At 54.7% G+C, this 14,131-nt stretch carries 9 protein-coding genes; 6 read left to right on the top strand and 3 right to left on the bottom strand.

Annotated features, from left to right (window positions below; genetic code table 11):
- Nucleotide 1: 1 nt before the first annotated feature.
- Nucleotides 2-1,900: a RecQ family ATP-dependent DNA helicase gene (locus BLU47_RS03235; protein WP_091958282.1), complete on the top strand. Its 1,899-nt coding sequence runs from the start codon at nt 2-4 to the stop codon at nt 1,898-1,900.
- Between the two features lie 57 nt (nt 1,901-1,957).
- Nucleotides 1,958-2,581: a LolA family protein gene (locus BLU47_RS03240; RefSeq protein WP_091958285.1), complete on the top strand. Its 624-nt coding sequence runs from the start codon at nt 1,958-1,960 to the stop codon at nt 2,579-2,581.
- Here the strand turns inward: BLU47_RS03240 and BLU47_RS03245 are convergent.
- On the bottom strand, nt 2,529-3,677 hold the full coding sequence (locus tag BLU47_RS03245) for a GDSL-type esterase/lipase family protein (protein WP_091958287.1): 1,149 nt from the start codon (nt 3,675-3,677) through the stop codon (nt 2,529-2,531). The genes BLU47_RS03240 and BLU47_RS03245 overlap by 53 nt on opposite strands.
- A 50-nt stretch (nt 3,678-3,727) precedes the next feature.
- A complete protein-coding gene (locus BLU47_RS03250) occupies nt 3,728-6,034 on the bottom strand; it encodes a glycoside hydrolase family 3 N-terminal domain-containing protein (RefSeq protein ID WP_091958389.1) in 2,307 nt (768 codons plus the stop codon).
- A 117-nt stretch (nt 6,035-6,151) separates the two neighbouring features.
- Between BLU47_RS03250 and ruvC the strand changes: the two genes are divergently transcribed.
- The 4 genes from ruvC to uvrA are packed head-to-tail and all read left to right on the top strand — an operon-like array spanning nt 6,152 to nt 13,474.
- Complete coding sequence (gene ruvC, locus BLU47_RS03255; RefSeq protein ID WP_091958290.1) at nt 6,152-6,721, top strand: crossover junction endodeoxyribonuclease RuvC; 570 nt, start codon at nt 6,152-6,154, stop codon at nt 6,719-6,721.
- On the top strand, nt 6,709-8,058 hold the full coding sequence (locus tag BLU47_RS03260; protein WP_255402067.1) for an ATP-binding cassette domain-containing protein: 1,350 nt from the start codon (nt 6,709-6,711) through the stop codon (nt 8,056-8,058). Before ruvC ends, BLU47_RS03260 begins: the two co-directional genes overlap by 13 nt.
- Before the next feature lie 37 nt (nt 8,059-8,095).
- Complete coding sequence (locus BLU47_RS03265) at nt 8,096-10,624, top strand: ATP-dependent Clp protease ATP-binding subunit (protein ID WP_091958295.1); 2,529 nt, start codon at nt 8,096-8,098, stop codon at nt 10,622-10,624.
- A gap of 6 nt (nt 10,625-10,630) precedes the next feature.
- Complete coding sequence (gene uvrA / locus BLU47_RS03270) at nt 10,631-13,474, top strand: excinuclease ABC subunit UvrA (RefSeq protein WP_091958297.1); 2,844 nt, start codon at nt 10,631-10,633, stop codon at nt 13,472-13,474.
- 77 nt (nt 13,475-13,551) lie between these two features.
- Here uvrA and BLU47_RS14655 read toward each other — a convergent pair.
- Nucleotides 13,552-14,131, bottom strand: a 580-nt coding sequence (locus tag BLU47_RS14655) for an HU family DNA-binding protein (protein ID WP_091958300.1), incomplete at its 5' end; no start/stop codon positions are given.

The following is a 14,131-nucleotide window of genomic DNA, read 5'->3' on the forward strand; positions in this document are numbered from 1 at the left end:
AATGGACATTACTCATTTACTTAAAAAATATTGGGGGTATGATGATTTCAGGGGTATTCAGCGCGACATCATCGAGTCAGTGTGCATCGGTCATGATACCCTGGGACTGATGCCCACGGGAGGCGGCAAGTCAATAACCTTCCAAGTGCCGGCACTTGCCATGGAAGGTGTCTGCATCGTCATCACTCCCTTGATTGCCCTGATGAAAGACCAGGTGCAGCACCTCCGTCAGCGGGGTATCCGTGCGGCGGCCATTTATAGCGGTATGCAACACGACGAGATACTTCGCATCCTGGAAAACACCATTTTTGGTGGTATCAAGTTGCTCTATGTGTCGCCCGAGCGACTCTCGTCACCGCTCTTCCAGACGAAGCTGCGCCACATGAAAGTGTCGTTTATCACCGTCGACGAAGCCCACTGCATCTCTCAATGGGGTTACGATTTCCGTCCTTCATACCTGGAGATTTCCATCATCCGCGAAATACATCCTGATGTACCTGTGTTGGCACTGACCGCCACTGCGACTCCTACCGTCGTGGAGGACATCTGCCAGAAGCTTGCTCGTCAGACATCAGACCTCAGCGCTCAGCCCTTCAACGTCTTCCGCATGTCTTTCGAACGGAAGAACCTGTCGTATATCGTTTGCAAGACGGGTGATAAGTTGAACGAGCTGGTTCATTGGCTACAACGCTACGACGGAGCTGCCATTATTTATGTGCGCAGCCGTCGTCATGCGCGTGAGATAGCCGAGCACCTGTCTGACGCGGGTCTGAGTACCACATTCTACCATGCCGGTCTTGACCATGCCCAGAAAGACGAGCGGCAACAGCAATGGCAACAGGACCAGACGCGCATCATGGTGGCAACCAATGCCTTTGGCATGGGTATTGACAAACCCGACGTGCGACTGGTGTTACACTACGACTGTCCGGATTCCATCGAAGCCTATTTCCAAGAAGCAGGACGTGCGGGGCGCGACGGCAAGACCGCACGAGCCGTCTTGCTATATAACAACAGCGACCGGGCGAAACTGGAAAAGCGCATCAGCGACACCTTCCCGGAAAAGGACTATATCCGACAGGTTTACGAGCATCTGGCTTATTTCTTCCAGATAGCCACCGGAGACGGATACGGCGTTTTGCGCGAATTCAATATCGAAGCGTTCTGTCAGCGTTTCCGACACTTCCCCGTGCGGGTGCATGCCGCCCTCCAGATATTGCAACGTTCCGGATATATTGAATACGACGAAGAAGCAGACAACCAGGCGCGTGTACGTTTTCTCGTAGGTCGTGACGACCTTTACCAACTCGACCATCTGTCACCCGACGAAGAACGTGTCGTTGTCGCCCTGTTACGCAATTATGGCGGCTTGTTTGCAGACTATGCGTTCATCGACGAGAGTATCGTTGCTCAGCAAGCCGGACTGACGCCACCGCAAACCTACGAGATACTGAAAGAACTCTCGCAACGCCGTCTGCTTCACTTCATACCGCGTCGTAACATCCCGACCATCCGGTATATGCAGCGACGCGAGGACGCGGAACACATCGTCATCCCGCCTCACGTTTACGAAGAAAGACGTGAGCAGTACCGGGAGCGCATCCATGCCATGCTGCACTATGCCACTTCCGACGACCTGTGTCGTTCGCGCCAACTGCTGGCATACTTTGGTGAGAACATCACGCATAACTGTGGACTATGTGATGTCTGCCAGTCAAAGCCACAAGATGCTGATGCTATCCGGCAACACGTCCTCACGTTGCTGAACGACCACCAGCCACACCCGATAGGCGAGCTATCTTCGCTGCCCTATTCCACCGACGATGTCAGCCATGTCCTCACCCAACTCATACAGGAGGAACAGGTTGAGCAACAAGACGGACAGTTGCAGGTAACATAAAGAAATGTCCGGTTATATTTGGCAATTTGCCCACTTAATCGTAACTTTGCACACGATATGAGAAAAATAGTATTAGCATTAGGCTTTTTATTAGCCGCATTCAGTATTCAGGTACAAGCACAGGAACATGAAACTCCGAACGCTCAGCAGGCACGACGCATCTTCATGGACATCTACAACAAGCTATACGGTCCGGAAGGCGGTTCGCTGCATTACAAGGTGAACATCATCGGTATCTACAAGACCGAAGGCACGATATGGATGAAGGAGAAGAAGAGCAAATTCATCGACGAGCGATATATTGCATGGAACGACGACGTGACTTTCTACAGGCTAGAGCGTAAGAAGAACCGCGTGGTCGTTTACGATGCCCACTCCGACGATCGCGACAAGTATGCCACGAAGTTTAAGTTCGTCCCTACCAACTACACTTATAGTATCAAGGACGACAAGAAAGGCTTAGCCATCACGCTGAAAGCCAAGAAGGGCGTCAAGGGCATCAAGGAGGCTCGCATCATGTTAGACAAGCACACCCAGTATCCGACCAGCATTCGCATCAAACTGGGCATTTTCCATACCACCATCAAGATTTCCGACTTCAAGATAGGCGGTATCAGCGACGACCTGTTCAAGTTTCCTCGCGAGCAATACAAGCATTGTGAGTTTGAAGACCACAGATAGCCTCATGGGCGGCCTGCGCCATAGCTTCGTAGGCACGCTCGCTGGGATGCAGGTGGTCACCACTGTCATAGCCGTCGGCAAACGCCTTGGGATTAGCCGTGCTGCGAACAGCCTCGTCGAAATCAACGCAGCCGTCGAAGATGGTTGATGTGCGCAGCCATTGATTGAATGCCTGTCGCATCGACTCTCTTTCTTCATTATAGGTACGCCATCCCAAGATAGGCAGTAACGTTCCACTCCATACCTTCAAGCCCATTGCCTTGGCTGGTTTGACGTAGATATCCTCCACACCTTGTTCCATCTCCGCTACCGTTGGCAAGTCACTCCACGGACGGAAGGGATTCACACCGGTTCCCACGGGGTGGATGATGTCGTTGATGCCGTGTTGGATAATCACATCGGTAGCTCCGGCAACGTTCATTTCTATGGGGAAACGCGTAGCGCCCTTCAAGCCATAGGCCTGGTATGTGATGCAGTCGTACTGGCGCAAAATGCGTGTACCACTTACGGCACGACGAATAACAGATACCTTGGAACCGAAGGCAAGCTGTGCCAGATAGTCCGGCCACGACTGGGCAGTGATGGAGTCGCCATAGCACACCACCGCATGGTTGTCAGCCGATGTCAGCACATCGATAGTGTTCAGGAAATAGAACCAGTTGGTACTACGTGACAGGTCGGGCGGCAACGCGTCGGCCTCGGTAAAGTCGCCGTAGGCAAAGTATCCTTTCGACAGCGGTCCAGTTATCAGCGTCCCGCTGTTCATCTGCGTATAGTCAGCCAGATAGAAGCTCACTACAATGGTATCACCACAACTCACGGCATAGCTGATGGCATCGCTCTCTACCTCCTTGCCTGGCATGAGACAGACACTTGGCCCTCCGGAAAAGGTAATCGGCGTATGACCGACAAAGAGCTTCGACAAGGTCACCGGTTCCGTGCCTGTAAGGTTGGAGAACCTGAAACGGAGCATGCTGCCACTAAAGCACATCCTGACGGGGTAACGCAGCGTGAGGTCTTTGGCATAGGTGGCTTCACGCCGGTTGGTGATAGAGGTGGCATTACCCCAGCAAGCCACCCATTTGTGATTAATCATTAACTAAATCTAAATAATATCCAACAAAAACAAGCAACATCTTCAACAGTCTATTTTTTGAATGACAAAGTCTGGGTACATGTGACAGGAACCGACAACCCACCGACCTTCAACTGGAAGTCACCCTCCTCAAGTAGCCATTGGCCGTCGGCTCCGACAAATGCCAGTTCACGTGCCGGAAGACGGAACGTAACGGTCTGCTGTTGACCGGGTTGCAAGTCTACCTTCGTGAAATCTCTAAGCCGCTTGTTGTCAGGAACGATGGAAGCCACGAGGTCGCTAGAATACAGCAATACAGGTTCCTTGCCTGCACGCTGGCCATTGTTCTTCACGTCTACGCTGATGGTCAACACGTCGTCAGCCTTAAACGATGTCTTGTCCACACGAAGGTTGGAGTAAGCGAAGGTGGTATAACTCAAGCCAAAGCCAAAAGGCCATTGCAGACTGACCTTAGCGTCATAGTTATAGGCGCCAGCCATTGTGCCCACCTCTTCGCTGACCTTATAGTCATAGGTATAGAGCGAGTTAATCTCACGCGGATAGGTGTAAGGCATCTTGGCAGAGAAGTTAGCCTTGCCGCTGAGCAGGTTGGCCAACGCATCAGCACCATAGTTTCCTGGTAGCAGGATGTCGACGACCGCTTTGGCAAGCGGTTCGATGTCTGCAATCAGGCGTGGACGTCCTTCGTTCAGTATCAGAATGATAGGTTTGCCGGTCTTTGCCAACTGCTTGACCAGTTCACGCTGGTTCTCCGAGAGCCACAGGTCTGAGAGGTTTCCTGGAGTCTCTGTATAGGAGTTCTCACCGATACAGGCTATGATGATGTCAGCCTTCTGTGCAGCATTGACAGCCTTGGCTATCTGCGGTTCCTTTTCTTCGTAGTAGGCCCCTTCTTCGTTGTAAACGACACCTTGTTCCAGGATAACGTTCTCTTTTCCGTATTCCAGGCATAGTGCTTCATAGATGGTGTTATACTTTTCACTCAGGTCTTCAGCCTTCGAACCCTGCCAAGTGTATGACCAGCCACCGTTCAGACAACGCATCTGGTTGGCATTCGGTCCAGTGAGCAGTATCTTCTTGCCCTTTGCCAATGGCAGGATTCCGCCTTCATTCTTCAGCAGCACCTCACTCTCCTCAGCTGCGCGTAGTGATTTGGCAGCAAACTCAGCACTACCGAACTTCTCGTAGCCCTTGCCTCCGGTATTGGGTTGCTCGAACAATCCGAGACGATATTTGACACGAAGGATTCGACGAACGGCATCGTCGATGCGCGTCATGCTCACCTTGCCCTCCGTTACCAGTTCCTTCAGCAGGATGCAGAAGTCAACGCTATAGGGGTCCATCGACATATCGATACCTGCATTGACGGCTATCCGAACAGCATCTTTCTTGTCCTTGGCCACATGCTCCCGCTGGAACAGGTTATTGATATCAGCCCAGTCGGTAACCAGCATGCCGTCCCATTGCAAGTCTTCCTTCAGCCATTGTGTCAGGTATTCATAGCTGGCATGCAAGGGAACCCCATTGACAGAAGCCGAGTTCACCATCATCGTCAGCGTTCCTGCCAATGCAGCCTGACGGAAAGGCTCGAAATACTTCTCGCGCAACATTTGCGGCGAGAGGTAGGCGGGCGTGCGGTCTTTTCCCGTCCAGGGTGCTCCATAGGCAAAATAATGCTTCGTGCTGGTTCCCACATGATAGCGGTCTATGTGGTTGTTATCCTCGCCCTGATAGCCTTTCACCTCGGCAACAACCATCTTGGAGTTGACGACGGCATCCTCACCGAAACTCTCGTAGATGCGTGGCCAGCGGGCATCACGCCCTAGGTCGACAACGGGATTGTATACCCACGGACAATTAGCTGCGCGACTCTCATAAGCCGTCACCTCAGCCATCTCGCGTGCCAGTTCCACATTGAACGAAGCACCGAGGTTGATGGGTTGCGGGAAGAGTGTTCCCCCCTGGGTATAAGTCACTCCGTGGTTATGGTCGAGTCCATAGATATCGGGAATGCCAAGATAGGTCATCGACTTCTTCTGAATCAGCTGAATCCAGTATTGCCATTGCTCAACGGTAGCAGCACGCGTTCCTGGAGCATTCAGCAGCGAGCCCACCTTCCACTTTGAAATCAAGGTGTCGAGCATCGTCTCGTTCAGTTTCCAGGTGCCTGTGGGGTCGTACTTTCCCATGATGTCCAGGTTCAGTTCGAGCATCTGTCCGATTTTCTCGTCGAGTGTCATCCTCGACAGGGTCTTCTCTATGCTGCTTTCCAACTTGGCATCTCGGGGGATGGCCGGTTTCACACGATTCTGCGCCTGCATCCCCATTGGCAGGATACAAGCCATAACGACTGTCATTACAATAGTTCTCATATACTTTAATATTTTCTTAGGTCAGAGGTGAGTGCAAAGTTACGCAATTTATCTTAATAAATTTGGTTTTTCACGCTTTTTATCATATCTTTGCAAATTGGAATGGAAAAGATCATACTGGGCATCGACCCTGGAACGAATATCATGGGCTATGGCGTCATCAAGGTGAAGGACGGCAAGGCAGAGATGATCACGATGGGTGTCATCGACCTGCGCAAATTTGGTGACGGTTATCTGAAACTGGGCCATATCTTCGAACGAGTGACGGGCATCATCAACGCCTACCTGCCCGACGAGATGGCCATCGAGGCTCCTTTCTTCGGAAAGAACGTGCAGACCATGCTGAAACTGGGACGCGCCCAGGGAACGGCCATTGCCGCTGCTATCCACCACGGGGTTCCCATTCACGAATATGCCCCGATGAAAATCAAGATGGCCATCACGGGCAACGGAGCCGCCTCGAAGGAACAGGTTGCCGGCATGCTCCAACGACTGCTGAAGTTCGACAAGGAGGCGCTGGGCAAGTTCATGGATGCCACCGACGCCCTGGGAGCTGCCTACTGCCACTTCATGCAGATGAACCGCCCGGAGAGCCAAGCCCACTATAAGGGATGGAAAGATTTCGTAAACAAGAACCAAGACAAAGTAAGCAAGACGATATGCAAAAAGTAACAGCCGTCGTAGGACGAAACGGAAGCGGAAAGACGCGCTATATCGACCAACTGCGCAAGACGCTGGCCTCTGACCGCGTGCGCTATATGGCCTTCACCGACTCCTATGGAGTCAATGTTGACGGACAATATTACCTACAACTGCGATGGAACCAGCACGACATCGACCACGAGACGCCTACCGTTGGCGAACTCTTGGAGCGTGCCTACCATTTGGCGGGCGACGACACCGATGAGCGCCGCCAGTTGCAAAAGCACTTGTACCGTCTCTTCCACATGGAGGAGTTCCTGGACAAATACATCATCACGCTCTCGAGTGGCGAACTGCGCAAGTTCCAACTGACGAAGACACTGTTCTCCAATCCTCGGTTGCTTATCATGGACAACCCCTTTATCGGACTGGATGCCGAGACGCGCGACCAGTTGAAGGAACTCCTGAGGATGCTGTCCGAGGAGCGCGACATGGAAATCATGCTGGTACTCTCGAAGACCGACGACATTCCTGATTTCGTCGACAAGATTATCGAGATTTCCGACGATGCCGAAAGTGCCGAATATCCCACGCCCTCCGACTACTATGCCCATCAGCAACCCGTTCCGCCTCACGTGCTGAGCGACGAGAAGCGACAGGCCATCCTTGACCTGCCCTATCACGACAACGACTACGACTGCCAGCGCGTGGTGGAGATGAAGGGTGTCAGTATCCGCTATGGCGAGCGCACCATTCTGAAAGACCTCGACTGGACTGTGATGAATGGCGAACGGTGGGCGCTGTCAGGACAAAATGGCAGCGGCAAGTCTACCCTGTTGTCACTTGTCTGTGCCGACAATCCGCAGAGCTATGCCTGCGACATCACCCTCTTCGACCGTCCGCGAGGCTCTGGCGAAAGCATCTGGGACATCAAGAAACACATCGGCTATGTGTCACCCGAGATGCACCGCTCCTACAAACGCGACCTGCCTGCCATCCGCATCGTGGCCAGCGGACTCATGGACTCCATCGGACTCTATGCCGTTCCCAACGAGCAAGACTACGACAAGTGCCGCTGGTGGCTCGACATCTTCGGCATCGGCCATCTGGCAGAACGCCGCTTCCTGCAGTTGTCAAGTGGCGAACAACGACTGATTCTGCTGGCCCGTGCCTTCGTCAAAGACCCGCAGCTGCTCATCCTCGACGAGCCCCTTCACGGACTCGACCTCTGGAACCGCCGACTGGCCAAGGATGTCATTGAGACGTTTTGTCAGCGCCGCAACAAGACCATGGTCATGGTGACACACTACGAGACCGAATTGCCCAAAGGCATAACTAACAAATTGTTTTTGGCACGGAATTTGTAACCTGCTAAATTGTAAAATTGTAAAATCATTAAATCCCGTGACTAGTCAATTCTCACCAAAAGTATCTGAAGTCCTCGCCTTCTCACGCGACGAAGCCAGCCGCCTCGCCAGCAGCAGCGTGGGCCCTGAGCATCTCTTGCTCGGACTCATGCGTGTCAAAGACGGGCCGGTAACGGAACTGCTACAACGGCTGAACATCAATATCCAGTCGGTGAAGACCGAACTGGAGATGCGCGTCAAGGAGGATGAGATAGGAATGCCCATACACACCCGCGACCTCGTGCTCAACGAGAAAGCCAGCAACATTCTGAAACTGGCTGTCCTCGAGGCACGCCTGCAACGGACAACGCGAGTGGAGGAACAGCATTTGCTGTTGGCTATCCTGCACGACCAAGTGGACAACGGAGCAAAACATGTATTGGAAATGAACAATGTGAATTATGAAGACGCGCTGACCTTGTTCAGCGTGAAAAACGGTATAGGTCTGCCCGACGAAGACTATGAAGAAGAAGAGCAGACCGGCAATGCTGCCAGCGGTAGCCATCAGTCGGGAACGACACAGACCACCACGCAGCAAAAGACGAAGTCGAAGACGCCTGTGCTCGACAACTTCGGCACCGACCTGACGCGTCAGGCTGCTGAAGGCAAGCTGGACCCTTGTGTGGGTCGCGAGCGCGAGATACAGCGTGTCATCGAGATTCTGGGGCGCCGCAAGAAGAACAACCCCATCCTGATTGGCGAGCCTGGTGTCGGAAAGAGTGCCATCGTCGAAGGACTGGCTCAGATGATCAGCCATCGCCATTGCTCTCCCACCCTGTTCAACAAGCGGCTGGTCACCCTCGACATGACGGGAGTGGTGGCTGGCACCAAGTATCGCGGACAGTTTGAGGAGCGCATGAAGATGCTGGTGAAGGAACTCGAGCAGAACCCCGACATCATCGTCTTCGTCGACGAGATACACACCCTCATCGGAGCTGGTTCCACACCGGGTTCGATGGATGCTGCCAACATCCTGAAACCAGCGTTGGCGCGCGGCACCATCCAATGTATCGGAGCAACGACACTCGACGAGTATCGCAACTCCATCGAGAAGGACGGCGCCCTGGAGCGCAGATTCCAGAAGGTGGTTGTGGAACCGACATCCAACGAGGAGACGCTCGAGATTCTGCACAACCTGCGCGACCGCTACGAGTACCATCATCATGTCAACTATACCGACGAGGCTCTCGAGGCATGTGTCAAACTGACAGCCCGCTATGTCACCGACCGCTTCATGCCCGACAAGGCCATCGATGCGCTCGACGAGGTAGGCTCGCGCGTACATTTGAAGAATGCCAACATCCCACCGGAAATCACGGAGAAGGAACAGGAAATCAAGCACGTCACGGAGAAGAAGCAACAGGCCGTCAGCAACCAGAACTTCGAACTGGCAGCCAGCTATCGTGACCGCCAGACCGTGTTGGAAAAGGAACTGCAGGAAATGAACCGCAAATGGCTGGAAGGCGAAACCGATGTCCGCCAGACGGTTACCGCCGAGGAAGTTGCCGACGTGGTCAGCATGATGACCGGTGTTCCCGTCCAGCGCATGGCTCAGGAGGAAGGTATCCGCCTGAGGGGAATGGCTCAGGAGCTGAAAAGCCAGGTTATCGCCCAGGACAAGGCTATCGACAAGATGGTCAAGGCCATCCAGCGCAACCGTGTCGGACTGAAAGACCCCAACCATCCTATCGGAGCCTTCATGTTCCTCGGTCCCACTGGTGTCGGCAAGACCTATCTGGCTAAGAAACTGGCTGAGTTCATGTTTGGCTCTGCCGATGCCCTGATACGCGTCGACATGAGCGAATATACCGAGTCGTTCAACGTGTCGCGACTCATCGGAGCACCTCCGGGATATGTAGGCTACGAGGAGGGCGGACAACTCACCGAGCGCGTTCGCCGTCGCCCCTACTCCATCGTCTTGCTTGACGAGATAGAGAAGGCTCACGGCAATGTGTTCAACCTGCTGCTGCAGGTGCTCGACGAAGGTCGCCTGACGGATGGCAACGGTCGTTTCGTCGACTTCCGCAACACGGTCATCATCATGACCTCGAATGCCGGTACGCGCCAGCTGAAGGACTTCGGTCGCGGCGTGGGCTTCAACACGTCCTCGTCGGCACTCATGCTCAACGAACAGGACAAGGAGCATGCCCGCCAGATTGTGCAGAAAGCGCTCTCGAAGCAGTTCTCGCCGGAGTTCCTCAACCGCCTGGACGAGATTATCACCTTCGACCAGCTCGACCTGGCTGCCATCAAGCAGATTATCGATGTCGAACTGAAGGGGCTCTACAAGCGCATCGGCGAACTGGGCTTCCAGATTGAGCTGAGCGACGAGGCCAAGGCCTTTGTGGCCGAGAAGGGCTACGACGTGCAGTTTGGTGCCCGTCCGCTGAAGCGAGCCATCCAGAGCTATATCGAAGACGGCATCTCCGAACTGATTGTCAACGGCGACCTGCCTGCAGGCGCTACGATATATATAAATAAGGTAGACGGAAAAGACGAATTGTCGTTCGATGCCAAAAGCAACTGATAGCCGATGAGTGACTGCATAGAGATCAAGGGAGCCAGGGTCAACAACCTGAAGAATATCGACGTCAAGATTCCCCGCGACAAACTGGTTGTCGTTGCCGGGGTGTCGGGTAGCGGAAAGTCGTCGCTGGCTTTCGACACGCTCTATGCCGAGGGACAGCGTCGCTATGTGGAGAGCCTGTCCAGCTATGCCCGCCAGTTTCTGGGGCGCATGAACAAGCCGGAGTGCGACTTCATTAAGGGCATCCCGCCCGCCATCGCCATCGAGCAGAAGGTCATCTCGCGCAACCCGCGCTCTACCGTCGGCACCACGACGGAAATCTACGAATACCTGCGACTGCTCTATGCCCGCATCGGACACACCTATTCGCCCATCAGCGGACAGGAGGTCAAGAAGCATTCCACCGAGGACATCATCCAATGTACCCGGCAATATGCGCAAGGCACCAAATATGTGGTGATGGCTCCTATCCGACCGGCTGAGGGACGAACCGTCGAACAACAGCTCCAGCTGTACATCCAGAACGGTTATGCCCGCATGGCTGTCAACGGCAATATCCAACGCATCGACGACTTTCTGGCCGAACATGCTGAGATTGACCAGCACTCGGAACTATACCTCGTCATCGACCGCTTGTCTGTCGACGATGCCAAGGATGTCGTTTCCCGACTCGTCGACTCTGCCGAGACGGCGTTCTACGAGGGCAACGGAAGCTGCCGGCTGATGTTCCTGCCCTCCAATATCTGCTACGACTTCTCGATGCGCTTCGAGGCCGACGGCATCACCTTCGAGGAGCCTTCCGACAACATGTTCTCATTCAACTCGCCTGCCGGTGCCTGTCCTGAGTGTCAGGGCTTCGGCAAGATTATCGGCATCGACGAACATCTGGTCATCCCCAACACCACGCTCTCCGTCTACGACGGTTGTGTGGTTTGCTGGCACGGCGAGAAGATGAAGATGTGGAAGGACGAGTTCTGCCGGCGCGCTGCCCTGAAAGAAAACTGCGACGCCAACGGAGTCGGTTTTCCCATTTTCGAACCCTATTATAACCTGACACAGCAGCAGAAGGACCAGCTGTGGCACGGGCTGCCCTCCGACCGCCATCGCGACATTCACGACCAGGTGTCCATCGACGCCTTCTTCCAGATGGTCAAGGAGAACCAGTACAAGATACAATACCGCGTCATGCTGAGCCGCTATCGGGGCAAGACCGACTGTCCGAAGTGTCACGGCACCCGACTGAAACCCGAGGCTGACTATGTCAAGATTGGCGGGCGCAGCATCAGCGACCTTGTGCAGATGCCCATCGTGCGGCTGAAGCAATGGTTCGACCAGCTGGAACTGACCGAACTGGAACAGCAGACCGGGCGCCGGCTGCTCACCGAGATCAATGCCCGACTGCAATTCCTGCTCGACGTCGGACTGGGCTACCTCACGCTCAACCGCATGTCCAACTCGCTCAGCGGCGGCGAGAGCCAGCGCATCAACCTGACCACCTCGCTGGGGTCATCGCTCGTGGGCTCGCTCTATATCCTCGACGAGCCCAGCATCGGACTCCATCCGCGCGACACTGACCGGCTCATCAAGGTGCTGAAAGAGTTGCGCGACCTCGGCAATACCGTTGTCATCGTCGAACACGACGAGGAAATCATGCGCGCTGCCGACTACCTCATCGATGTCGGTCCTGATGCCGGCCGACTGGGTGGTGAAATCGTCTTCCAGGGCAATGCCGAGGAGGTCACGAAAGCGGCGCTGAAGAAATACCCCAAGAGCTATACCGTTCGCTACCTGACGCATGAGGACGAGATTCCCGTCCCCCAGAGCCGTCGCCCATGGAACCGCAAGATCATCATCAAGGGAGCCCGCATGAACAACCTCAAGGGCGTCACCGTCGAGATACCGCTCAACGTCATGACCGTCGTCACCGGCGTCAGCGGCAGCGGCAAGTCGTCGCTCATCAAGGGCATCCTCTACCCCGCCCTCAAGCGCCATCTTGGCGAGGTGGCCGACGTGCCGGGCGAATATATGGGACTCGATGGCGACTACCTGGCCGTCAAGCATGTCGAGTTTGTCGACCAGAACCCTATCGGCAAGTCCACACGCTCCAACCCCGCCACCTATGTCAAGGCTTACGACGCCATCCGCGACCTCTTTGCCGACCAACCGCTCTCCAAGCAGATGGGCTTCACGGCGCAGTACTTCTCGTTCAATGCCGACGGAGGCCGCTGCGACGAGTGTAAGGGTGCCGGCGTCATCACCGTTGAGATGCAGTTCATGGCCGACCTCGTGCTGCAATGCGAGGCGTGTCACGGCCGCCGATTCAAGCGCGACATCCTCGACGTCAGATACGAAGGCAAGAACATCGACGACGTGCTGAACATGACCATCAGCGAGGCCCTCGAATTCTTTGCCGCCCACGGACAGAAAACCATCGTCAACCGACTGAAGCCGCTCGAGGATGTCGGACTCGGCTATATCAAACTCGGACAGAACTCATCAACGCTCTCCGGTGGCGAGAACCAGCGCGTCAAGCTGGCCTACTTCATCGGACAGGAGAAGCAGGAACCCACCCTCTTCATCTTCGACGAGCCTACCACCGGCCTCCATTTCCACGACATCGAGCGCCTGCTGGCTGCCTTCAATGCCCTCATCGCGCGCGGCCACTCCATCCTCATCATCGAGCACAACATGGAGATCATCAAGTGTGCCGACCACATCATCGACATGGGACCCGACGGAGGCGACCGCGGAGGCGAGGTGGTGGCCACCGGAACCCCTGAGCAGATCATCGCCTGCGAGCAAAGCCTCACGGGAAAGTATCTGAAGTTAGAGGTGAGTGGTAAGAGGTAAGAGGTGAGAGGGATGAGATAAGAAAAAAAGGGGCCGGCATTGATTGCCAGTCCCCTTTCCACTTTGGGTTCAGTCGCTTAACCCTCGTCAACTCCGTCGACAATGCTGCCGCTGTCACCGCCACCACCCTGGTTGTCGCCACCAGTGTTATCGTTAGCGTTAGCGTTAGCGTTAGGGTTAGGGTTAGGGTTAGCGTTCCCGTTAACGTTCCCGTTGTCACCTTTAGCCGCCGCAATCTCCGCCTTGGTCTTGTCGGTCCACGCCAACTTGGCATCCTTTTTCAGCTCGTCGCGGGTGAAGTCGCCTGTAGACTGCGCCAGCAACTTGATGGTCTTCACGGCAGGACCGGTCTTGTCGCCCTCCTTCAGTGTGCCCATTGTAGCCGAAGCCACCTTGTCGCTCTGAGCGTCGTAGAGCACCTCCAACCCGTTAGACTCCACGGTAGCCTTGAAGATAGCCAGGTTGCCCACCTTGACCGTGTTGCCGTTGAGCACCATCTCGCGCACGCACTTCACGAAGTCGGTCAGCACACCCACTATCAAACCCTCGGAGAAGGCCGTGTTGTGCTCCGCCATGTGCTGAGCCATGTCGTGCAGGTCCATCGTTTGTTTGTAACTCACGCGGGCGTACAGCTTGCCCGCCTGTTCAGATTCCGAA

Source organism: Prevotella sp. tc2-28, from assembly GCF_900107705.1.
Classification (GTDB): Bacteria; Bacteroidota; Bacteroidia; order Bacteroidales; family Bacteroidaceae; genus Prevotella.